Raw genomic sequence first — 24,130 nt, forward strand, 5'->3', positions numbered from 1 at the left:
AATTTACTATATTGATTGTTTTGGCCTAAGGTAAGCCTGTACCAGGTGATGAGCCTACTCAATTAATGCCAACACAGGAGAGCGTTATGGACAATAAAGATACCAACACAGCCGGAAAATGTCCGGTAATGCACGGTGCTAATACCGAGTCGAGCAAATCGGTGATGAGCTGGTGGCCGAATGCCTTGAACCTCGACATCCTGCATCAACACGACCGCAAGACCAATCCGCTTGGCGATGATTTCAACTACGCCGAAGAATTCAAAAAGCTTGATCTGCAAGCCGTTAAAAACGATCTCAAAGCCCTGATGACTGACAGCCAGGATTGGTGGCCCGCCGATTGGGGTCACTACGGCGGCCTGTTTATCCGTATGGCTTGGCACTCCGCGGGTAGCTACCGCATTGCCGATGGCCGCGGCGGCGCTGGCACTGGCAACCAACGTTTTGCCCCACTCAATAGCTGGCCGGATAACGGTAATTTGGACAAGGCCCGCCGCCTGTTGTGGCCGATCAAAAGAAAATATGGCAACAAGCTTTCGTGGGCGGATTTGATGATCCTTGCGGGCAATATGGCTTATGAATCCATGGGGCTGAAAACCTTTGGATTTGGTGGTGGCCGCGAAGATATTTGGCACCCCGAGAAAGATATTTACTGGGGTTCGGAAAAAGAATGGCTGGCCAAAAGTGGCGGTGAAGGTTCTCGCTACTCTGGTGAGCGCGATTTGGAAAACCCATTAGCTGCAGTGATGATGGGCCTGATTTATGTAAACCCCGAAGGTGTGGATGGTAATCCCGATCCACAAAAAACCGCTAACGATATTCGCATCACTTTTGCACGCATGGCGATGAACGATGAAGAAACTGTCGCCCTCACCGCCGGTGGTCACACCGTGGGTAAAGCGCACGGCAATGGCAGTGCCGCGAATTTGGGGCCAGAGCCGGAAGCGGCCGATGTAGAAGAGCAGGGCTTGGGCTGGAACAACCACAAAACCCGTGGCATTGGCCGCGATACTGTGACCAGTGGTATTGAAGGCGCTTGGACAACCAACCCAACCCAATGGGACAACGGCTATTTTGAAATGCTGTTGAATCACGAGTGGGAGCTGACTAAAAGCCCGGCGGGCGCATGGCAGTGGAAACCAATAGATATTAAAGAAGAAGATAAACCAGTCGATGTGGAAGACCCTTCCATCCGCTGCATGCCGTTGATGACTGACGCGGACATGGCGATGAAAGTCGATCCGGAATATCGCAAAATTTCAGAACGCTTTGCGAAAGATCAGGCGTATTTTTCCGAAGTATTTGCACGTGCCTGGTTTAAATTAACGCATCGCGATTTAGGACCAAAAGCGCGCTACTTGGGTGCTGACGTACCTACGGAAGATTTAATCTGGCAAGACCCGGTTCCCTCGGTGGATTACATTCTCAGCAGTGATGATATTGCCGAGCTGAAAGCAAAAATCCTCAGTAGTAGTTTGAGTGTGTCGGAATTAGTTGCTACTGCCTGGGACAGTGCCCGCACTTTCCGCGGTTCGGATTTCCGCGGTGGTGCCAACGGTGCGCGTATTCGTCTTGCGCCGCAAAAAGATTGGGAAGGTAATGAGCCTGCACGTTTGCAAAAAGTGCTTGGCGTGCTGGCCGGCATCCAATCCGGTTTGAGCAAAAAAGTCAGCATGGCTGATCTAATTGTGTTGGGCGGTACTGCAGCCGTTGAAAAAGCGGCGAGAGATGCCGGTGTCAATATCAGCGTACCTTTTGCTGCCGGTCGCGGTGATGCTACCGAAGCGCAAACCGATGCAGAATCTTTTGCGCCGCTGGAACCTATTCACGATGGTTTCCGCAACTGGGTGCAACGGGATTATGTAGTACAACCCGAAGAGTTGTTGTTAGATCGCACGCAGCTCATGGGCTTAACTGCACCGGAAATGACTGTATTAATTGGCGGCATGCGTGTACTGGGCACTAACCATGGTGGCACCAAGCACGGCGTGTTTACCGATAAAGTTGGCGTATTAAGTAATGACTTTTTCGTAAACCTGACTGACATGAGCTACCAGTGGAAACCTACCGGTAAAAACAGCTACAACATTGTTGAACGCAAAACTGGCAATGTGAAATGGACTGCAACACGTGTAGATCTGGTATTCGGTTCCAACTCCATCCTGCGCTCCTACGCGGAAGTCTATGCACAAGACGACAACCGTGAGAAGTTTGTAAAAGACTTCGTAAAAGCCTGGGTGAAAGTGATGAATGCAGATCGGTTCGATTTGAAATAACTACCTGTTGCACGAATTGGTTAACAAACTAACCGGTGAGTAAAAAGCAAAAGGCCGATGGCATTGTCATCGGCCTTTTGCTTTTGGGGAAACCTTAGGAATACTATTTTTCGGCATACCCGCGAATAGAAGTATATAGAACTCAACAGCTTGAATTCGCGGAGTTGGATCAGGCTTCTTGCTTGTGTTGTTCCACTGCAATTACTTTTAAACGGCGAACTTTTCCCTGTGGTACTGGCCACTCGATGGCACCACCAATTTTTAGGCCAATTAACGCGCTGCCAACCGGTGAAAGCACAGAGATTTTCAGTTGGGTTACATCGGCATCTTGCGGGTAAACCAGTTGAATGGTTTTTTCTTCGGCAGAATCCAAGTCGCTAAACGTGAGGGTGGAGTTCATTGCGACTACGTCAGCAGGTAACTTGGCATCTTCCACAATTTTTGCGCGGCTAATTTCCAAATCCAAAGCATCTGCCGCGTCGCTGTCAGTTTTTTCAATCAATTGCATAAGACGTAAATAATCGGTTTTGGCAATGACCAAAGCGCTTGCTTTTTTGCTGCTCATAATAATTCCAAAAAATAAGAAGCGGCCATCAGGCTGCTTGTGCGAAAAAAATAAAGTGGGGTGGTTTTTCGGCGATTAAGTGGGCGGTAACTTAATCGCCAAATACGACGAAGGCGCGAACGGAATTGCATTCCGGCGCGGAAGAAAGAGGTGAAATGTGCAGTGCAGTGCAATAGTTCATGGGCAAACCATAGCAAGCCTTGTTTGCTTTGGCAAGCGCTGCTTTTTTAATCGACAAGTTCGATATCCAGACTGTTTAGCAGCCTGATTGCTTCGTGTCGGCTAAAGCGCGCAGCGGTAATCTGGTTATTAAAAATATCGATGTCATAATTTTCGGCCTCACTAAAATCTGCCTCCTTCAGGTTTGTTTTCATAAACAAGCTATTGGTGAAATCGCTGTAGGTAAAATTTGCCTTGGAAAAATTACCATTTCTAAAATCCACATCGTGAAGTTTGCAGTGTTCCAACTGTAATTCGCTCAAACTCAGCGCAAAAAAAGAAGTGTCATTCAAAATACATTGGGTAAATTTTAGTGGTGATGAAAAGTGAAAACGGGGCCAGTCAGCTTTAGTCCAATCCACACCGACTAATTTACATTCGTGAAAGCGTGTATCTAAAAACCGGCTGTAGTCAACTTTTATATTGCTCAGGTTGGTATTGGTAAAGATGCAATCGACAAACTTGCATTTGTAAAAGCGTGTGTCGGAGAAATTGCTGTTTTCAAAAATACAGTTTTCAAAGAGAATTTCGGTAAAAGATTCTCCAGCTGCATCCAGGGCATTGAAAGTTTTAGAAAAGTATTCGTGGCTATTCTCTATCATCATGCTTTTGCCGTGTGCTATTAACCATCACTGGCCTAGGCTCAGTACTTGCGTGCCGGGGAATAGCTTGAATGTTCGCACGTAAAGCGCTGCAAAAACAGTCTTGTTATATCGCGTTTTCTGTGAGCAACGTGGCGGCGCGGGTTTACGCTTCTTAGTGATCAGACAATGGTATTTGTAGTCGGTGCCGATTAATATGACTGGCTATAACAAGATCCATATGTTGGACGGCAAAACATCAACCCCTACCTGACGTGAGAACTACAATGAAATTTATCCACAGCCTGTTAATTGGCGCGCTGTGCTTTTCCAGCTTCGCGCTGGCCGAGCCGGTGCAAACCATCAGTGCCGACAATCAGCATTACCTTTACACCGGGCGTATCGATTTTAGTGATAAAAAATCCCCGCAACTTTCCTGGCCGGGTTCCAGTATTAAAGCCAATTTCACTGGCACCTCGCTTGCGATTGTGCTCGACGATCAATTAGGCAAAAACTTTTTTAATGTGATAGTCGATGGTGAAACCCAACACCCCTATGTGTTGGAGGCAAAACAAGGTGAGCATACTTATGTGATCTCCACCGCCTTAAAACCGGGCAAACACAGCCTGGAAATTTACAAGCGCACCGAAGGCGAGGAGGGCGCAACCCACTTCAAAGGTCTAGTGCTGGATAAGGATGCGAGCCTGCTTAAACCGCCAGCGCGCCCCAAGCGCCGCATGGAAATTTACGGTGATTCCATCACCAGCGGCATGGGCAATGAAGGTGCAGATAATGGCGCAGATCATTTGCTCAGCGAAAAAAATAATTACTGGGCCTATGGTGCAATCACGGCGCGCAATGTAAACGCTGAGCTGCATACTATTTCGCAAAGCGGCATTGGCATTATGATCAGCTGGTTTCCGTTCATCATGCCGCAGTTTTACGATCAGCTAAATGCAGTGGGGGATAATGACAGTCAATGGGATTTTTCGCGCTGGACGCCGGATCTAGTCGTGATCAATTTGTTTCAAAACGATAGTTGGTTAGTTGACCGTGAAAAACGTTTGCAACCCATTCCCAGTGATGCACAGCGAGTGCAAGCCTACGTGGATTTTGTGCGCACTATCCGCGCAAAATATCCTAAAGCGCAGATTATTTGTGCATTGGGCAGTATGGATGCAACGGCTAATCCGACCTGGCCGGGTTATGTAAAAGATGCGGTAGCGCGTATGCAGCAAGAAAATAATGACAAGAAAATCGATACTATTTTCTTTCCCTTTAACGGTTACGGTCAGCATCCACGTATCGCACAACACAAGGCGAATGCAGAGTTATTAACAGCGTTTATCGAAAAGAAAATGAAGTGGTAAATAGTGCCACTGTAATTTTTAGTTTGGCGTTAGGATTTTTCATTTCGAAACCCTCAAGTCAGGGACGACTTGAGGGAGCTACAAGGAGGTATTCATGCGTTTTCGAAATGAAAAATCCTAATGACAAACGAGCTACGAAGTGTACAAGTGATAAATCGATCTGTATTTTAAAAAATCCCGCATCACTCAATGATGCGGGATTTTTATTTTGAGCTTAACGTTTTAAATCCAGTAAACGGAAGTAAGCGTCTTTCGGTTGTAGTTTGCGATCAAACAACAGTGGGTAGTTGGTGCGACCGGGAATCGGGAAGCCGTTGAGCCAGCTTGCGTCATCGCTTACACCCCAGAAGGTGGCGCGGTCGATTTTATCGCTGTGTTTGATAAATAATTTGAATAAATCTTCGTAGCGTTTTGCCAATTTGTCTTGCATTTCCTGCGGCAAACCTTTGGTATAGGGGTCGCGCTCGGGTTTGTATTCAAAGCGGGTAGAAACTTCAGCTACCGGCAGTTCCCATACCGAAGGCAGTACGTCTACATCCAGCTCGGTGAAGTGCACGCGCAGGCCCAATTTGGCGAAGGCGATAATACTTTTTTCGATCTCGGCAATAGGCGGTGTATCTATTCCCAAATGCCCTTGAATTCCTAAACCGTGAATGGGCATGCCGCGTTTTTGCAAGCGCTTGATCATTTCCACTGTGGCTTCGCGTTTACCGGTGCGTTCAATGTTGTAATCGTTGTACATCAAGTGCGCTTTGGGGTCGACTTCATTGGCAAGGGTAAAGGCGTTGTAGATAAAATCATCGCCCATAATCTTGTACCAATGGCTGTCACGCATTTTCAAGTCATCGCCCACCGCTTCATTCACTACATCCCAGGCGGCAAGTTTGCCTTTATAGCGGCCCGCGAGGGTGGTGATGTGCTCTTCCATTTTTTTCTGCAACGCGGTTTTACTGATGTAACTACCATCGGCGTTTTTAAACACTTCATCGTGAATCTGGCTGTGCCATACCAAGGTGTGGCCTACCATGTGCAGGTTGTGTTTGGTGCCGAATGCAACAAACGCATCGGCATCCTTCCAATTCCACTCGCCTTGGGCATCGCGCAGTACACCCCATTTCATGCAATTTTCCGGTGTAATTGAATTAAACTCTTTGGCAATCAAGGTATTAAGGCGCTCATCTGCACCGCTCGCAATAGTTGCATTGAGTGCGGCGCCGATTAAAAAGTTATCCTTGTAGGCATTTTTAAGCCCGGTTTGCTCTGCCGCTTTGGTGGCTGCCGCAAGCTTGTTGGCCTGGCTCATCGCGATACCCGCACTGGTCAGTGCGAGAAGTTTCCGACGTGAAAGATTCATAGGTTGATCCTCGTGTACTTATTGTGGTGGAGAGCTTGTTGTGAATAAAACTTTACATTTTCATGGATAAAAAGCCGTTTGGTGTTCTTGTATACCAGTGTTATATTTTAGATGACTATAAGATACGCAGCAAATGCTGAGACAGCAAATTAAGAAACGTTTACGAGGGGTGTGGAAGTGTTTAAAACCTATATCAATACTTATATCAAATGCACTTGGTTGTTTTTTTTATTACCCATAATAGCCGTCGGTAATGCGTATGCGGAGGACGGTTATGAAATGTGGCTGCGCTATCAGCCAATTAGCAATGAGCAACAGCTTAAAACCTATCGCAAACAAATCACCCAAGTGGTGGTGCAGGGCGACTCGGCAACTATGCAAAAAGCTGCTGCGGAATTGCAGCGCGGCTTGAGTGGTTTGTTAGCTAAACCTATTGCTAGCGCCAATAAAAACCCTGCAAAAAATGCGCTGGTGATTGGAACTCCCAACAACTCTGCGCTGATTGCAGCGCTCGGGCTAAATACTGAGCTCGCTGCATTGGGTGATGAAGGTTATTTAATTACCGAGCAAAAAATTAATAAACGTACTGCATTAGTGATTGCAGCCAATACCGATGTGGGGGCGCTCTACGGCAGTTTTCATTTTTTACGTTTACTGCAAACACAACAATCACTGGATAACCTGAGTATTCGCAGTGCACCCAAATTGCAGCACCGCGTAGTGAATCACTGGGATAATTTAAATCGCGTGGTTGAGCGCGGTTATGCCGGGTTGTCGCTGTGGGATTGGGGCACCTTGCCCGATCATAAATCTGAACGTTATGAAGACTACGCTCGCATTAATGCCTCGCTTGGTATTAACGGCACAGTGCTGAACAACGTGAATGCCGATCCGCGTATTCTGAGCGATCAATTTTTAGAAAAAATTGCTGCGCTTGCCGAAGTATTTCGCCCCTACGGCATCAAAATGTACCTATCGATTAATTACGATTCACCACGCGCATTTGGTGATTTGGATACCGCCGATCCACTTGATCCGCGCGTACAGCAATGGTGGAAAGAGCGCACTGCCAGAGTCTATAAATATATTCCGGATTTCGGCGGCTATTTGGTAAAAGCGAATTCCGAAGGTCAACCAGGGCCACAGGATTACCAGCGCAATCACGCCGATGGGGCGAATATGCTCGCCGCTGCGCTAGAACCTTTTGATGGTGTGGTGTTCTGGAGGGCGTTTGTGTACAGCCCGGACATTGGCGACCGCTTCCGCGGCTCTTACGATGAATTTAAACCACTCGATGGCAAATTTGCCGATAACGTCATCCTGCAAGTCAAAAATGGCCCCATCGATTTCCAGCCGCGCGAACCTTATTCCGCATTATTTTCCGCGATGGAAAAAACCAACATGATGATGGAGTTTCAGGTCACCCAAGAATATTTTGGTTTCGCCACCCACCTTGCGTATCAAGGCCCGTTGTTTGAGGAATCGCTGCGCACCGAAACTTATGCGAAGGGTGAAGGCTCAACCATTGGTAACATTCTAGAAGGGAAAGTATTTAAAACCAAACGCACTGGCATGGCAGCGGTGATCAATCCCGGTACCGATCGCAATTGGACCGGTCACCCTTTTGTACAATCCAGCTGGTATGCCTTTGGGCGCATGGCGTGGGATCACGAAATCAGTGCAGAAACAGCTGCCGAAGAATGGCTGCGTATGACTTTCTCCAACGAGCAGAAATTTATCGACCCAATGAAAGAGCTGATGATGATCTCACGCGAAGCCGGTGTAAATTACCGCTCGCCTTTAGGGCTGACTCATCTCTATTCACAAGGCGATCACTACGGCCCTGCACCCTGGACGGAAAATTCTGAGCGCCCTGATTGGACCGCCATTTATTATCACCGCGCTGCAAAAGATGGTTTGGGTTTTAACCGCACCAAAACCGGCTCCAATGCTATCGCGCAATACCCGGCACCTTTGGCAAAAATTTATGGCGATGTAAACGCAGTACCGGAGGAATTATTGCTCTGGTTCCACCATGTCAGTTGGGATCACAAAATGAAATCCGGTCGCACACTGTGGGAAGAGTTAGTGCACAAATACTACGAAGGCGTAGAGCAAGTGCGCGCGATGCAAACCGCGTGGGATGCACAAGAAGCCTACGTTGACCCCGCGCGCTTTGCGCAAGTGAAAGCCCTATTAAAAGTACAAGAGCGCGATGCAATCATCTGGCGCGACTCCTGTGTACTCTATTTCCAAACCTACTCCGGCAAAGCGATCCCCGCCGGTTATGAAAAACCCAAACATGATTTGGAATATTACAAAACCCTTGCACGCACCCGTTATGTTCCTGAACCATGGCATCCGGCGAGTTCGAGCCGGGTTCTCAAGTAATTTAAGTCGTTAAATCTTCCCGCCTGTTATACCTGTGTTCATAGCTTACGCTTTCGAGCACAGGGCTTTCCTGAGCCCTCGCTTACTTAAATTAGATCATCGCTCCTCTCATGCTTGTCATCGGCCTATCTTTTGTTGATAATGTTATATTATAACGTTTCTTTGTGTGCTAAACCTATGGCATTACCTCCCGTTACCGTGCTACCTGTTACCGTCTTATCCGGCTTTTTAGGGGCCGGTAAAACTACGTTGCTCAACCATATTCTGAATAATCGCGAAAACCGCCGCGTCGCCGTGATAGTGAACGACATGAGCGAAGTGAATATCGATTCATCATTGATCCAAAATCAGGTCGAATTAAATCGCGCGGAAGAAAAATTGGTGGAGATGAGCAATGGCTGCATCTGCTGCACCTTGCGCGAGGATTTATTGATTGAAGTGACGCGCATGGCAAAAGAAGGACGATTTGATTATCTGGTAATTGAATCCACTGGTATTTCCGAGCCTTTGCCGATTGCCGAAACCTTTACTTTTGAGGATGAAGACGGCCAAAGTCTCTCCCAAGTCGCGCGGCTGGATACTATGGTTACCGTTGTCGATGCGGTGAATTTTTTAAATGATTATTACGATGCGCTCTCGCTGCAAGAAACCGGCGAAAGCCTCGGTGAAGAAGACGAGCGCAATGTGGCGGATTTACTTGTCGATCAAATCGAATTTTGCGATGTATTGTTAATCAGCAAAACCGATTTAATTTCCGCCGAAAAACTTGCAGAGCTCTATGCGATTTTAACCAAGTTGAATCCCGATGCCGAAGTTATTCCCGTCGAGCGTGGCAACGTACCGCTCAACAAAGTGCTCAATACCGGAAAGTTCAATTTTGAAAAAGCCCAGCAAGCGCCCGGCTGGCTAAAAGAAATGCGCGGCCAACACACACCGGAAACAGAAGAATATGGCATCAGCAGTTTTTCTTACCATGCACGCCGCCCATTTCACCCGGAAAAAATTTATGAGTTTTTCTCCAGTCCAGCCGTAAAAGGAAAGTTACTGCGTTCAAAAGGGTTTTTTTGGCTGGCATCCCGCCCCCAGTGGGCAGGGCAGTGGAGTCAGGCGGGTGGTATTGCGCAACATGGCGCTGCGGGAATGTTCTGGAAAGCTATCCCCAAAGAGCAATGGCCGGAAGACGAAGAGCAGGTAAATTACATTATGGAAAAGTGGGTGGAACCTTTTGGCGATATGCGTCAGGAGTTAGTCTTTATCGGTCAAAATCTGGATAAAGAATTTGTCACCACGCAGCTCGATCAGTGTCTGCTCAGCGAAGAGGAAGTGTTAAAAGGCCAGGATTTTTGGAAAACATTACCCGATCCGTTTCCGACTTGGACGCAAGGTCACGCGCACTAAGCTTATTCCTATTAATAAAGGATCCGGATATGAGTGTAATGTTGCAATCAATAACAGCGGGTGATGATTGGGCAATCGATCAAGATCCCGCCGTGCTCGCGCGTATTTATGAAGATGCCATCAGCATTTCCATTTGGCAGCGCCAATTGCAGCAGGAGGTTGAGTCTTATGTGGATGAGCTGCTGCGCAAACCAAAAACTATTGCACTGAAATTATCGGGTTCGCCCGAACAACTGATGGAAGAAATCCAACGCGTATTTCCGCCTGCATTCTTTCCACCTGTATTGATTGGCGAACAAAGTTCTTGTATTGGTGCGGCGGCGTTTTATGCGGATATTCATCATGTGCTGGATATGTTTGCCTGTTTGTTCGATGCAAAAATTCTCGGCCTGCGCATCAATACTCTCGAACACGCCATGTGCCCGCGTTTCCATACCGATAATGTCGCCATTCGTTTAATCACCACCTATTACGGTTTGGCCACTGAGTGGCTGCCTGATCAATTATCCAATCGCGCTGCATTGGGCACTGCGTTTGCCAGCCAAATCAATATACCCGGTGCCATCGCCGCGAGTGAACGCCACATCCAACGCATGGCAGCGGGTGATGTGGCTTTATTCAAAGGCGAGTTGTGGGAAGGGAATGAAGGAAGAGGAATTATTCACCGCTCACCAGCGCCGACCACTCAACAGCCAAAACGATTGGTGGTGACGTGTGATTTAATCGAGAGCTAGGGTAGTTCTGAAATTCGCACATCTCGTCATACCCGCGAACGCGGGTATCCATTTCCAATATTTCCCTGCCGTATATAAAAAATTCTATACCTGGTTTAATAGTTTGACCTTAATCTACAGATATCTATGCGGATTCACACAGTACAATTGGCTAGCGTGTGAGTTCCCTGCGCACAATTTCCGCGCCTGCGCTTAAGGCTTTCAGTTTGCCGAGAGCAACATGGCGGGATAAAGGTGCCATGCCGCAGTTGGTGCAGGGGCAGAGTTTGTCGGCGTCTACAAATTGCAGGGCTTTGCGTAGCGTATTGGCGACTTCTTCGGGTGTTTCGATAGTGTTGGTGGCTACGTCAATCGCACCGACCATCACTTTTTTTCCGCGAATCAGTTCAAGTAGTTCCATTGGTACGCGCGAGTTATGGCATTCCAGCGAGATGATATCGATGTTGGATTTTTGCAACTTGGGAAAAATTTCTTCGTATTGCCGCCATTCAGAACCCAGCGTTTTTTTCCATTCAGTATTGGCTTTTATACCGTATCCATAACAAATATGTACGGCAGTTTCACACTTAAGTCCTTCAAGTGCTCGTTCCAAGGTCGCAATGCCCCAGTCATTCACCTCATCAAAAAACACATTAAAGGCAGGTTCATCAAACTGAATAATATCAACGCCCGCCGCCTCTAATTCTTTCGCTTCCTGGTTGAGAATTTTGGCAAATTCCCAAGCCAGCTTTTCGCGGCTTTTGTAGTGGCCATCGTAAAGCGTATCAATCATCGTCATGGGGCCGGGCAGGGCCCATTTAATGGGTTGCGTAGTTTGTTTGCGCAGAAATTTAGCGTCTTCAACAAAAACCGGTTTCTGGCGCGACACATCACCAACAATCGTCGGTACGCTCGCATCATAGCGATTGCGAATTCTAACGGTTTCGCGCTGTGCAAAATCAACACCGCTCAGGTGCTCAATAAACGTCGTCACAAAGTGTTGGCGCGATTGCTCGCCATCACCAACAATATCAATCCCTGCCTGTTGTTGTTCCTGCAATGACAAACGCAACGCATCCTGTTTGCCTTCCAATAATTCATCACCTTCCAATTTCCAGGGTGACCAAAGCGTCTCAGGTTGTGCAAGCCAGGAAGGTTTGGGTAAGCTGCCAGCAGTGGATGTGGGCAATAATGTTTTCATAGTGAATAATCTTGTCTATTTAAAAGTTATCGGAAAGCTTTGAAATATTCACTTCCCGTCATACCCGCGAATGCGGGTATCCAAAAAAATCAGCAGATTGGCTAATTAAAACGCGTACTTGGCAGACCATTGCTCAAGAATGTTCTGGTAGGGTTTGATGAATTGTTTTTCAGCAAATTTCCCCTGCTCAATCGCCAACCTGCTGCGTTCGTCGCGGTCATAAACCACTTTGGTTAATGAATAATCCTGATTTTTTAAATTGGGTTTGTAATAGGCTCCCGCTACCGCATTGGCGTTATAAATTTCAGGCCGATAAATCTTCTGGAAAGTTTCCATAGTGCTAATGGTGCTGATCAATTCAAGGTTGGTGTAATCAACCAGCAGATCCCCAAAGAAATAAAAGGCGAGCGGCGCAACGCTATTGGGCGGCATAAAATAGCGAACCGCCAAGCCCATCTTCTTGAAATACTGTTCAGTCAACGAGGATTCATTGGGCTGGTATTCAACGCCCAGCACCGGGTGCTGGTTTTCAGTGCGCCGATAGGTTTTGTTATCGGAAACACTCAGGCATATCACCGGTGGTTTATTAAAATGTGCTTTGTAGGTAGTTGAGTTCACAAAGCTCTGAAAAAGTTTGCCATGTAAATCGCCAAAATTATCGGGAATGCTGAATGTCGGTTGATTTTTGTTGTGCTCTAACAGCAGCACACTAAAGTCGTAATCGCGCACATAAGAAGAAAAGTTATTCCCCACAATGCCTTCAATACGCCTGTTGTTGTAGCGATCAAGAATATTAGTTTTTAAGATTTCAATCGCAGGGAATGAATCACCATTACCCTCACGATCAAGATCCATTTCCACCGAAATGATTTCAAGCTCAAGTGAATAACGATCCCCCTTGGGGTTATCCCAATGCGCCAAGGCATTAAAACGATTGTCGATCATCTTCAGCGCATTGCGTAAGTTTTCTTGCCGGCTATTACCCCTCGCCAAATTGGCAAAGTTGGTAGTGGCACGCGTATTGTCTGCCGGATGATAGTTCTCATCGAAACAAATGCTCTTGATGCTAAACGTAAAATCGTTGTTCATGGTGATATTGCAACCTGTTTAAGAGACAAGGGTGGTATTGGCTCTGGTTAAGTACAGGTAGTCTTTATACTGGAATGGCAAAGTGAATAAAAACGATATAAATTCATGAAAATGTGAATTTTATTCATGTTGTGTTTGGGGCTTGGTGGATCAGGGGGCGGGCTGTAGGCGCAGGTAGGCTACTTACTGCGCCCCATCGCTCGTTATCGCCATAATCAAACCTCCGTTCGTTATGCTCATATTCATTTGTCATTCTCTCGAAAACTTGTTGGGATAAAAGCGTTGCCTGTGTAAATTGGTGTAATGAGTTTTTGTTGATTGGCCTGGTTGGCCATCGCTTGTCGTACCCATCTTCAATGTTTTGAAAAAGCAGAAAATCTGAGATTACGAACTTCAGCAGATTGAAGGGCGGTAATTTGCCCATATTAGAATATAGATAAAGTTTGTAGGGCGCGTTTCGCGAAGCAAGCCGCCGAGGGTCGGGAGTGTGCCCAAAGCGGAAGTTGGTTTTTTTAAGGTTGGCTGGCCGTATAAATCCAGATTACAGAGAGCGTCTCGGATCGGTCCGCTTCAGGAATTTTAAGGAGATTCTTTATCTATGAAGTTTTATGAGTCTGAAACTATATCGCTAAAAAATACGAATGAAGCCTTAAATTATCTATTGAACTTGGATAATAAAGTGCTTTCAGATTGTGTTTTTCGAGGGCATAACAACTCTTCGTGGGGTTTGCAATCGTCACTGGATAGGTATGGCAAAACTAATCCCGAGGCGTCATTAGAAGACCTTAGAAAGCCTCCAACCCTAAAATACTTCTTGGATCTCTTTAGGGGACATTACGATGCTTTGGTAGGTAAGAGCGACCTTGATGATGATGAACTTTGGCAAGTTGCTCAGCATCACGGACTACCAACGCCTTTACTTGATGTATCAAAGTCACCAATGGTGGCACTTTTTTTCGCTTTATTTAATAAGGATGTCAACGATGCGAGTAAAGCGTGTATTTGGCAGATTGATATGGCGCTTTTACGTGAAATGAACCGTAATGTTGAGAAATTTATAGATAGTCTAGATGATGGTGACGGGCTAAGGACAAGGCTTGGAACGGTAGAATATATAGCTGGCAATTCGACTTATAGCCCGAGGCAATATGCACAACAGGGAGGTTTTATAAGATGGAAATTTTTCAGTGAGCTGCCTCTCGCTCTTAAATACTGGGAAATATCTAAGGCAATTACTCACGCGCCGTCTGATCGCTTGTTACGGAGAATCGAATTTGATGTCAGCAGAGAGGAATTAATCGAGGCTTTCCGCAAGCTAAGTTTAATGAACATAGCTCCAAGATCCTTATTTCCCGATGTAAGCGGTGCCGCTGAGCAAGTTAAAATAGATTATCTTTTGCGGTCATCAACGTCTTGGAGAAGAGAGTACGGATTTCGATTAATGGAACCATAAAAATAAGAGGTGCGGCGCCTCCAATAAATTATGCTTCCCGAAACTTATAGCAGCGTTATTAAATTTTAGCTGCAGTAAAGTTAAACTTATGAGCTTTTATGTCTTCATTTGCGATTAGAGGAATTTTTTAATTCGGCACTGTCTGCAAGAGTGTGGTCTTGGCTGTTATATTAATTGGTGCGCGAGGGAGACAAAATGAGCACGTAGGTTGGACAGCAATGTCCAACAAACCAATTCATGAATCAAAACGTCGGGCTAGCCGAGCTTCCCGTCACCAACATCCGCTTTTGCCGAATTGCGACATCAGCTAAAAACTTATGAATAAACCGCATGAAATCTAACGAAATATGGGTTTATTTAATGAATCAATTGCCCATATTCCGCTAGTCTCTATACAGGCCAACTCTAATTTCTGCCTTTGTCTTCAATTAATTTTTCCGCATAAAAATCCATATTGGGCATCGCTGCGCTCACTGCCTACCTACTGGGCAGGGAATTAATCTTGATTGCATCATTGTCCCCTTCTGCGGGATAATACTGGTTACTTAACCAGTTTTTTGTGCGCTTATGACTAATGCCTTTTTATTGACCCGCCAATGGCGCGATACCCGTGAAGGTGTGGTGTTGGATTTGTGGTGGGCGACGGAGCAGGGGAGTTGTTGGACGCAAATTACCGGGCAGGAGGTGGTGTTTTTTGTAGAGCGCAAACACGCACCGGAATTGCCTGCGCTTTTTTCCCGCTTGCGCGCCTGGCGTATGGCGGAGGTGGAATTAAAAACCTTTCACAATCAGCCGGTTGTTGCCCTCTATTTTAAACAGCACCGCACCGCGCGCGATGCGCAGGATCTGTTACGGCAGCAGGATATTGCTTTTTGGGAAAGCGATATTCGCCCGCCTGAGCGCTATTTAATGGAGCGTTTTATTACCGCTGCGGCGCAGCTGGATATGCCGGATATTACCCAACAGCCACTGCGTAACCCGCGCCTTGTGCCGGTTGAGGACACGCTATGGCGACCAAGGTTGCGCATGTTGTCGCTCGACATAGAAACCTCGATGGATGCGCAGCAGCTTTATTCCATTGCTATTTGGTGTGATGCGGCAAAAGCCGTATTTATGATCGGCGAGGGTGAATTTTCCGCGACACCAGAAAGTAAGCACGGGATTATTTTTTGTCGCGACGATAAAGAATGCCTACAACAATTTTTCGCGGCGATTGCGGAGTTTGACCCGGATATTTTAATTGGTTGGAATCTGGTGCAGTTTGATTTGTTGGTGCTGGAAAAACTGTGCCAGCGATTAAAAATTCCGTTGCAATTGGGCCGCGCAGGCCAATCCATTCATTGGCGCCATGAAGATGCCAATGACGGCGGTCGCAGTTTTGTGGTGATTCCCGGTCGCGTTGCGCTGGATGGTATCGAGCTGTTAAAAGCGGCTAACTATCGCTATGAAAGTTATTCGCTGCAAAATATCTCGGAAGAATTATTGGGTGAAAGTAAATTAATCAGCGGTAATGATCGCGGCAGTGATATTACCCAATTGTTTAACACCGATAAAATCGCGCTGGCCGAATATAATCTGCACGACTGCGAGTTGGTGTGGAAAATATTCCAGCGCCAGGAATTGCTGGCGTTTGCGCTGGAACGCAGCCAATTGACGGGTTTGTTGCTGGATCGTATTGGCGGTTCGGTGGCGGCATTTGAATATTTATATTTGCCGCGTTTGCATCGGCGCGGTTATGTGGCGCCTAATTTGGGTGAGTTGGAGTCTGATGTCATTAGTCCCGGCGGTTATGTGATGAACTCGCGCCCCGGTATTTATGACAACGTTTTGGTACTGGATTTTAAAAGCCTGTATCCGAGCATTATACGAACGTTTTTAATCGATCCCTGTGCCTTTTGGTTGGCGCAGCACAATCACTTGAGCGATGAACAAATTGTGCCCGGTTTTAACGAGGCTTATTTTGCGCGTGAGGGGCATATTCTGCCTAATGTGATCGAACAGCTTTCTGCGGCGCGCGACCGCGCCAAACAACATAAAAATGCGCCGCTCTCCCACGCCATCAAAATTATTATGAATTCGTTTTACGGTGTGCTGGGCTCCACCGGCTGCCGTTTTTTCGACCCTCGTGTATGTAGCTCAATTACCTTGCGCGGTCATGAAATTATCCAGCGCAGCCGCGATTGGATTGAGCAGCAGGGGTATGCGGTTATTTATGGCGATACTGATTCGCTGTTTGTGTGGCTGGAAAATAATTGCACGGGTTATCCACCAAAAGTAGCGTCGCAATGTGACCTTATTGGCAAGCGTCTGGCGAAAGAGCTGAACCTCTGGTGGGCAGAGACATTGCGCACGGAATTCAATATAAACAGCGCATTGGAAATTCAGTACGAAACTAATTACTTGCGCTTTTTAATGCCTACGATTCGCGGCTCTGAATTGGGTACTAAAAAACGTTACGCCGGTTTGATAGAAATAAATGGCGAGCGCGAGATGGTATTTAAAGGGTTGGAAAACGTGCGCACCGATTGGACACAATTGGCCAAAGAATTTCAAATGACGCTTTACCGCAAAGTGTTTGATGGTGAGGATTATTTTGATTTTGTGCGCAGTACGACAGCAGAGGTTTTGGCGGGAAAACGTGATTTGGAATTAATTTATCGCAAACGCCTGCGCCGTCATTTACATGAATATCAAAAAAATGTCCCACCCCATGTGCAGGCCGCACGCAAATACGCACAGCTCACCGGTGAAACCCTGCGGCGCGGTGATTGGATCAGTTATGTGATCACCACCAACGGCCCCGAGCCACTAGGCAGTTATGAAGTAAACCTGTCGCTATTACAAAGCCCGATTGATTATCAGCATTACATCGACAAACAGCTTTCGCCTGTCGCTGACAGCATTTTGCATTTCCGCGATGAGTCGCTGAACCAATTGGTGGAAAGCCAGTTGTCGTTGTTTGGTTGATCGGGCTATAGTCCGCCTCCCTTTGTCATTTTCAGGTAGTTATATGTCTGAGTCCGATTCCGATATCGATGAAGTTCTTGAGCTGTTGCGCGATCACAATGAGCCAGTCCCTGTGCCGCTGGAATTGCCCGATGAAGACCGCTTGGTTGAAATCGAAGAAGAATTATTACTGCCGATCCCCCGCGAAATGCGCAGCTTTTTGTTGGAGGCCAGCGATGTGGTTTACGGTTCCATCGAGCCGGTTACGGCGGCCGACCCTTGCTCGCATACTTATTTGCCCGAGGTGACGGCAGTTGCCTGGGAGCAGGGGGTGCCGCGTTATTTAATGCCGCTGTGTGAAGTGAATGGTGCTTACTATTGCGTCGAGCAGGACGGCGAAGTAGTGTTTTGGCGCGATGGCGAATTAACCGACGAAACCTGGCCCTCGGTATGGCACTGGGTACGCGATGTGTGGCTTGAGTCCTGAGCCTCGAAGCCTGTGTCCCGAAAACGGCGAGTCCTATCAAGTGGTAGTTGGTCACGGAAATCGTTTTTGGTGCCACGTGCTGCGCGCTGGCTGAGCTACACTTAACCTCCCGGCGCCGTTTACGCCGGTGTGGTGTAGTTGCTGTTCCATTACTGAGAGAGTGTTGGCCGTGCGTAAGGGTGCTTTTGTCATAGGTGTGCTGCTTCTGGGGTTCTCCAGTGGCTGCCTATTGGCTGAAACAGGCATGGTGGAACCCTCGCCGCTGAATGAGGTTTCGCTTGCGCCAACCCCTTCGGCGGCAAAGCTGCTGGCCCATCAGGAATCCAGCATCACCGACGTTGAAGCCCATGTGCGCCGTATTGCCGAGCGTACTGCCGCTGAGGAAAAAGCGCGTCAAGAACAGGAGCGTTTGGAGCGAGAAGCGGCAGCCCAGGCAAATAAACCCCAGCAGCTGACTTTTTTTAAATATCGCAAAGACGGCGCCGTGACTTATTCGGATCGCCAGCCTCGCAAAACCGATTATCAAGTTATTGTTTACAACTCCTGTTTTGCTTGTAACCCGCTATCGACAGTGGACTGGCGTGTTACCCGCCTGTACTTGTCCCAATTTACCTATTCCATCACGCAAGCAGCGGCGCGCCATGGGGTAGATCCATCACTGGTGCGGGCGGTGATTCATGCCGAATCCAACTTCAACCCTCTTGCCCGTTCCCGCAAGGGCGCCATGGGCTTGATGCAATTAATGCCCGGCACTGCCAAAGATATGGGAGTTAGTGATGCCTACAACGCCGCGCAAAATATCGATGGTGGGGTGAAATATTTGGCATGGTTACTCAAACGTTTTAATGGCGACATCACCCGTGCGACTGCCGCCTACAATGCTGGCCCCAGCAATGTGGAGAAGTACGGCGGCGTGCCTCCGTTTGATGAAACCAAAACCTACGTTTTCCGCGTTAACATTCTGCATCAGCGCTATAAAACCCAATTGGCGCTGGCGAGTAACTAGACACTCATTCTGTAGATTTTCCGGTTTCTGCTTTCTGTCGCTTATAACCACAAAATCTAATTCTTTTGCATTTTTCTGCTCAAAAAGTGCGCGTTTTTGCCGCTATAGGGTTTGTATCCCTTAATCCTATGCAGGCGACTTTATGATTATTGCCAACGCACACATCCACATGGCCGCCCAACACGACTATCGCGAGGAGCATCAGGTCGCCGAGCGCTTGGAGTTTTGGCTGGGTGAACGAGCTGCCGCCCCCGTCACTGAACCAGAAACGGCACCGCAACAGCCTGCGGTGCGGGTGGATTTATCCTCCGCCGGTTCGGTGTTGGCCATGCATCGCGAGCGACAGCTGCTGGATTTATCGCCCCAACTGGATTCCCGTTCGCGTTTGAATTTGATGATTCTGGAGGCGATGTACAAGGCCATCACCGGTAAGGACTTGCAGGTAACAACCCCTGCGGATATACAGCCCAAAACAGACGGTGGCGCTGTGCAAACACTCTCGGTGGATGCCACCCCACCGGCGCAAGTATTGGCACGCGCTACCGGGCCGGGCTTGGTTTACCAGCGTCAGGAGCGTTATACCGAACAGGAGACATCCAGTTTTCAAGCGGTGGGTGTGGTGCGCACGGCGGACGGGCGCGACATCGACTTTGCCGTTGCACTTACAATGAGCCGCGAGTTTGTGCAGGAATCCCATCTGGAAGTGCGTATTGGCGCCGCCAAAATTGACCCGCTGGTAATCAATTTTGATGGCTTGGGGGCGGGCCTCACCCAAACCCGTTTTGCATTTGATCTGGATAGCGACGGCACAGCAGAGCAGATTGCGAGTTTACGCCCCGGCAATGGCTACCTGGCGTTGGATCGCAATGGCGATGGGGCAATCAATAACGGCAGTGAATTGTTTGGCCCTACTAGCGGGCGCGGTTTTGCCGAGTTGGCGGCGTTTGATGAGGACGGCAATAATTTTATTGATGAAGGTGACAGTATTTATCACCAGTTGCGTATTTGGATGACCAATGAAGATGGCACCAGTCAACTGGCGGCGCTGGGCGATAAAAACATCGGCGCGATTTTTCTCGGTCATGTGTCATCGCCGTTTCAGTTGAAGGGGCCCGATAACCAGTCGCTGGGAGAGGTGGCCAATTCCGGTGTTTATCTCACGGAAGACGGCAAGGTGGGTGTGGTGCAAGAGATTAATTTAACGGTGTAAAGAATCTGACGGTGTAAATATTTGCGTGTGTAAAAAAGCGTCGCAGAGCTGTAGAAAACTCTGCGACGCAAGGGGTGAAAAAACGATTAGTTCTCGGCGGGCACAGGTGCGGCTGTAGTGCCAGCGGGGAAATAACGAGCGTAAATTTCCGAGCCGGGTGAGCCGAAGCTGTTGAAGTTGTACCAGACAACTACGCGATCCCCTGCGCTGTTGGCGGCAACCATCGGTTCAACGGCTGTGCCCACCAGGTTTTCCAATAATTGCCCGCTTGCCCAGCTTCCTGTACTGCCGCTGAGGTTGGCGAACCAGCTGTCTTTAGTGGTGTTGTCGTTGGACTCCTGCGACCAAACCAGCAAACCATTGGCGGTACCATCGATGGCAACCTCAGGAACACTCTGCACAAAGTCTGCATTGCCCGGTTTGATAATACTTTGTGTTCCCCAGGTGCCGTTGGCCGCGCGGGTATTTGCCATAATCGCCTGATTTTTACGCCCCCAGGTTGCGGCAGCGACACCGTTGCCATTGCTCGCCGCGCGGGGTGCACTCACAAGATCGCTGCCGCTGTCCTCACCCACCACGGCAATATCGTTAGCCCAGCCGTTGTTGTAGGTTTTGGCCAGTATCCGGCTGGTAAAGGTACCATCGCCCAGCGAATCCCATTGTCCCCAGACCAGCAAGGCTTTGCCTGCGCCATCATTGATCAGCAGCGGGTGATTGAGCGACATATTGCCGCCTGTGTCCGCAACCAGTATTTCATCGCCGGCCCAGCCGCCGGCTGCCGTGTAGCTATTGGTGGCGATGTTGACGCGATTGTTGCCACTGTTTAACCACACCACCAGCGCCTTGCCATCGCCCAACCAAGCGAGGCTCGGTGAACCGTCCTGACCGCCAATCACGTTGTTGTCCTCTAACAGAACTGGTTCTGACCAGCCTGATGCGGCCCGGTAGTGGCTGGACCAGATGCTGAAACGCCCTAAATTCACGGGTGATTGCGCCCACACCGCCAGTGCATTGCCATTGCTGTCGATAATGGTTTTGGCGAAGAAGCCCATGGCACCGTCCGAGTTTTCGATGCGCTCGGGCTCTGCCCAGCCTGTTGCTGGCGCATAGCGACGCACCCATAAATCGTAGGCTCCAGCGGAGGTGAGCTGTGTCCAGGTTGCAACGGCACGACCCGAGCTTGGGTCGATATAGATCTCAGCCTTATCGACCGAAGCGCCGTCGTTTTCCAATAGCTGCGCTGTGCCCCAGCCAGATCCTTTTACATAGCGATTGGCAATTAAATTATCGCCGCCGCTTGCGCCGTCAATAATGCCTTTCCAGATCGCCCAAGCGTTACCTTGATCGTCTATTGCCACTCGTGCACTGGCCGCGCCGGGTGGCGAGATGATGCTGATAGCGGTTGCATCGCCAATGCTGCTCGATGAACTGCTGGCAGATGAAACGGCGACTGCACTGCTGCTTACTGAAGAGGTGCTCGATGGGGCGCTGCTCAGGGACGATAAACTCACTGAAGAAAGGCTGCTGGAGGACAGGCTCAGCGATGAAACACTCAATGAGGAGGAACTCAGCGAGGAGAGGCTGGAAGGCACACTACTCGAGCTACTGCTGACACTGGAAGCTACGGAGGTAAGGCTACTGGATGCCGGGCTGGAATTATTATTACCGCCACCACCCCCGCCACCGCAAGCAACTAGCAAGCTGCAGGTTGCAGCAGTAATCGCCGGAGTGACAAGGTGTTTGAGCGAAACGATTTTTTTGGTAAAAAAATCCTGAGATAAAAAAGAATAGTCGTATTTATTCATGATCAAGTCCGCAAATAAATTGGCTGAATTCAACAGTGCTAAACAGCAAACACTAGAGAGTGTTGTTCACTTATTAGAAATCATTGCGGCGTGGGCGGTTAGCTGTAAAAACTGACAGGCTGTTAAAACGGATTAGGGTTAATAATTCCCTGCAATACCGCTTTGGCAACGGCGTGTTGGCGATTGTTGACGTCGAGTTTTGACATTGAGTTGGTTAAATGAAAATTAATTGTGCGCTCGGAAGTATTTAGCAGTTGTGAAATTTCCCACGAGGTTTTTCCGTCGGCAGTCCAGCGTAAACATTCTTTCTCGCGCGCGGTGAGCAATAGTTTTTTATCGGGAACATCCAGGCTTAAAACGCGCTGTACAGTTTCATGCAGGTAAGCGGCAAATAAATGGATATAGGGTGATGCCTGCTGGATTAATTCCAGATGCATCTTTTTTTGTTCATTCAAAGTCATGCTGAAAATACCAAATTCCCCGGTAGGGCCATGCACCGGCATGCTAATACCGCCTTTTAATCCGAATTCAGTCGCTTCATTCATAATGCGCTCGCCCATCTCTGTGCTCACTGGCCCAAGGTCTTGCCATTGGATTGGGATCAAATGTTTTTTGCAGTGCATGATTACCGGATCGTCCAGGTAATAGGCATTTTCAAAATAATGTGTCAGCCACGAATCCGGATAACCTTTAATGGTAATAATGCGTGCTTCGGCAAAGCTGGTGGGTACGCGCAGCGCGTAAATAAAATTATCAAAACCCATTTTGGCGCAGTGAGTAACGCAAAGGCGGGTGATGTCTTCGGTGGTTTCGGCTTGCGCAAACTGGAATACCAATTCATTAAAGTCGCTGAGTTTCATCTGCTGCTATTTTCCCTGAGTGTAATACCCATAAACCAAAACTAATCGTTAAGTATTTATTGCTTTTGCTGCGATAGCGTCAATTAAAAAACTGTAGCGAAATGTAATTGCGGGAGGAATGGGGCAAGAAGTTGGCAGCAACAAAAAAAGCCACCTGTAATTTTTTACAGGTGGCTTTATGGGCAGTGATGTGCAGGGCGATTTTTATGCGCGTTGATGTCTGCGCCGGATATTTTTATCCCGATAAAATTACTGGTTAAACAAAAATTCCATCAAAGCATTTTGCGCATGCATGCGGTTCTCTGCCTCTTCCCATACCACTGAGTCGGGTGCGTCGAGAACATCGGCACTCACTTCTTTGCCGCGATAGGCGGGCAAGCAGTGCATAAACAATGCATCGCGTTGGGCGAGGCTCATCAGCTCTTTGTTGACTTGATAACCGCTGAAGATTTTTTCGCGCTGTTTCTTTTCATCTTCCTGGCCCATAGAGGCCCAGGTATCAGTCACCACCAAATCGGCACCGGCAACGGCAGTGCGTGGGTCATTGCTCAGGCTGACGCGATGCTGATAGGGGGTGACAAATTCGTCTTCCGGCTCAAAGCCTTTGGGGGTGGCAATGCGCAATTCAAAGTCGCACAGCTCGGCGGCTTGAATGTAGCTGTTGCACATATTGTTGCCATCGCCCACCCACGCCACGGTTTTGCCCGCGAGGGAGCCGCGTTGTTCAACGTAGGTTTGAATGTCTGCCAGTAATTGGCAGGGGTGATATTCATCGGTCAGGCCGTTGATGACCGGCACGCGTGAATATTCGGCAAAACGTTGCACGGTGCTATGTGCATAGGTGCGGATCATCACCATGTCGACCATGCTGGCGATGCAGCGTGCGGCATCTTCAATGGGTTCGCCACGGCCTAATTGCGAGTCCTTGGTGGACAGGAAAATGGCGTGACCGCCCAGTTTGGCCATACCGGATTCAAAAGAGACGCGGGTGCGGGTGGAGTTTTTCTCAAAAATCATCGCCAGCACTTTGTTGTTAAAAGGCTCAGGGGCAGTGCCCTGGCGCAACATGGCTTTGAGTTCGATGGCGCGCGCAATGATTTGTTGCAGTTCGGCGCGGTTAATGTCGTTGAGAGTCAGGAAATGTCTCGGTGCCTTTGAGGGAACCATAATCGATGCTCTTTCATTTATAGCGCGCGCTTTATTGCG

General features: G+C 48.3%; 18 protein-coding genes. 10 read left to right on the forward strand and 8 right to left on the reverse strand.

Annotated elements, in window-relative coordinates; translation table 11 throughout:
• Positions 1 to 86 precede the first annotated feature (86 nt).
• On the forward strand, positions 87 to 2,276 hold the full coding sequence (katG, locus tag D0B88_RS08865; protein ID WP_151056615.1) for a catalase/peroxidase HPI: 2,190 nt from the start codon (positions 87 to 89) through the stop codon (positions 2,274 to 2,276).
• A gap of 169 nt (positions 2,277 to 2,445) precedes the next feature.
• On the opposite strand, the gene rnk is transcribed toward katG, so the two are convergent.
• Positions 2,446 to 2,841, reverse strand: coding sequence for a nucleoside diphosphate kinase regulator (gene rnk, locus D0B88_RS08870; RefSeq protein WP_007644295.1), 396 nt, complete (start codon positions 2,839 to 2,841; stop codon positions 2,446 to 2,448).
• Positions 2,842 to 3,068: 227 nt separating this feature from the next.
• A complete protein-coding gene (locus D0B88_RS08875; RefSeq protein ID WP_225318609.1) occupies positions 3,069 to 3,665 on the reverse strand; it encodes a pentapeptide repeat-containing protein in 597 nt (198 codons plus the stop codon).
• Between the two features lie 263 nt (positions 3,666 to 3,928).
• On the opposite strand from D0B88_RS08875, the gene D0B88_RS08880 reads away from it, so the two are divergent.
• A complete protein-coding gene (locus D0B88_RS08880) occupies positions 3,929 to 5,011 on the forward strand; it encodes an SGNH/GDSL hydrolase family protein (protein WP_151056617.1) in 1,083 nt (360 codons plus the stop codon).
• A 214-nt stretch (positions 5,012 to 5,225) separates the two neighbouring features.
• On the opposite strand, the gene D0B88_RS08885 is transcribed toward D0B88_RS08880, so the two are convergent.
• Positions 5,226 to 6,365 (reverse strand): endo-1,4-beta-xylanase, encoded by a 1,140-nt coding sequence (locus D0B88_RS08885; RefSeq protein WP_151056619.1) that lies wholly within the window; start codon positions 6,363 to 6,365, stop codon positions 5,226 to 5,228.
• Between the two features lie 177 nt (positions 6,366 to 6,542).
• Between D0B88_RS08885 and D0B88_RS08890 the strand changes: the two genes are divergently transcribed.
• The 3 genes from D0B88_RS08890 (at position 6,543) to D0B88_RS08900 (ending at position 10,888) form a co-directional block, all read left to right on the forward strand.
• Positions 6,543 to 8,756 carry an alpha-glucuronidase family glycosyl hydrolase gene (locus D0B88_RS08890; RefSeq protein ID WP_225318610.1) on the forward strand — a complete coding sequence of 738 codons (2,214 nt, stop codon included), beginning with the start codon at positions 6,543 to 6,545 and terminating at the stop codon, positions 8,754 to 8,756.
• Between the two features lie 177 nt (positions 8,757 to 8,933).
• On the forward strand, positions 8,934 to 10,154 hold the full coding sequence (zigA, locus tag D0B88_RS08895) for a zinc metallochaperone GTPase ZigA (protein WP_151056623.1): 1,221 nt from the start codon (positions 8,934 to 8,936) through the stop codon (positions 10,152 to 10,154).
• Between the two features lie 29 nt (positions 10,155 to 10,183).
• Positions 10,184 to 10,888, forward strand: a complete 705-nt coding sequence (locus D0B88_RS08900) for a DUF1826 domain-containing protein (protein ID WP_151056625.1) — start codon at positions 10,184 to 10,186, stop codon at positions 10,886 to 10,888.
• Between the two features lie 151 nt (positions 10,889 to 11,039).
• Here D0B88_RS08900 and D0B88_RS08905 read toward each other — a convergent pair whose 3' ends face one another.
• Positions 11,040 to 12,068 (reverse strand): methionine synthase, encoded by a 1,029-nt coding sequence (locus D0B88_RS08905; protein WP_151056627.1) that lies wholly within the window; start codon positions 12,066 to 12,068, stop codon positions 11,040 to 11,042.
• 105 nt (positions 12,069 to 12,173) lie between these two features.
• Complete coding sequence (locus D0B88_RS08910; RefSeq protein WP_151056628.1) at positions 12,174 to 13,157, reverse strand: DUF1852 domain-containing protein; 984 nt, start codon at positions 13,155 to 13,157, stop codon at positions 12,174 to 12,176.
• Between the two features lie 598 nt (positions 13,158 to 13,755).
• Here D0B88_RS08910 and D0B88_RS08915 point away from each other — a divergent pair.
• The 5 genes from D0B88_RS08915 to D0B88_RS08935 all read left to right on the forward strand — a co-directional run bounded on the left by D0B88_RS08915 (position 13,756) and on the right by D0B88_RS08935 (position 20,259).
• Positions 13,756 to 14,610 carry an FRG domain-containing protein gene (locus D0B88_RS08915; RefSeq protein ID WP_151056630.1) on the forward strand — a complete coding sequence of 285 codons (855 nt, stop codon included), beginning with the start codon at positions 13,756 to 13,758 and terminating at the stop codon, positions 14,608 to 14,610.
• A gap of 567 nt (positions 14,611 to 15,177) precedes the next feature.
• Entirely contained in the window at positions 15,178 to 17,577 is a 2,400-nt protein-coding gene (locus D0B88_RS08920; RefSeq protein ID WP_151056632.1) for a DNA polymerase II, read from the forward strand.
• 64 nt (positions 17,578 to 17,641) lie between these two features.
• Positions 17,642 to 18,043, forward strand: a complete 402-nt coding sequence (locus tag D0B88_RS08925; protein WP_151059375.1) for an SMI1/KNR4 family protein — start codon at positions 17,642 to 17,644, stop codon at positions 18,041 to 18,043.
• Between the two features lie 169 nt (positions 18,044 to 18,212).
• On the forward strand, positions 18,213 to 19,049 hold the full coding sequence (locus tag D0B88_RS08930) for a lytic transglycosylase domain-containing protein (RefSeq protein ID WP_225318612.1): 837 nt from the start codon (positions 18,213 to 18,215) through the stop codon (positions 19,047 to 19,049).
• A gap of 142 nt (positions 19,050 to 19,191) precedes the next feature.
• Entirely contained in the window at positions 19,192 to 20,259 is a 1,068-nt protein-coding gene (locus tag D0B88_RS08935; RefSeq protein WP_151056636.1) for a hypothetical protein, read from the forward strand.
• Positions 20,260 to 20,345: 86 nt separating this feature from the next.
• Here the strand turns inward: D0B88_RS08935 and D0B88_RS08940 are convergent, their stop codons facing one another.
• From D0B88_RS08940 to argF, 3 genes are all read right to left on the reverse strand, one after another.
• Positions 20,346 to 22,064: a hypothetical protein gene (locus D0B88_RS08940; protein WP_151056638.1), complete on the reverse strand. Its 1,719-nt coding sequence runs from the start codon at positions 22,062 to 22,064 to the stop codon at positions 20,346 to 20,348.
• Between the two features lie 122 nt (positions 22,065 to 22,186).
• On the reverse strand, positions 22,187 to 22,924 hold the full coding sequence (locus tag D0B88_RS08945; RefSeq protein WP_007644253.1) for a LuxR family transcriptional regulator: 738 nt from the start codon (positions 22,922 to 22,924) through the stop codon (positions 22,187 to 22,189).
• Between the two features lie 249 nt (positions 22,925 to 23,173).
• A complete protein-coding gene (gene argF / locus D0B88_RS08950; protein WP_040393041.1) occupies positions 23,174 to 24,091 on the reverse strand; it encodes an ornithine carbamoyltransferase in 918 nt (305 codons plus the stop codon).
• Positions 24,092 to 24,130: the final 39 nt, after the last annotated feature.

Source organism: Cellvibrio sp. KY-YJ-3 (genome assembly GCF_008806955.1).
GTDB lineage: Bacteria > Pseudomonadota > Gammaproteobacteria > Pseudomonadales > Cellvibrionaceae > Cellvibrio.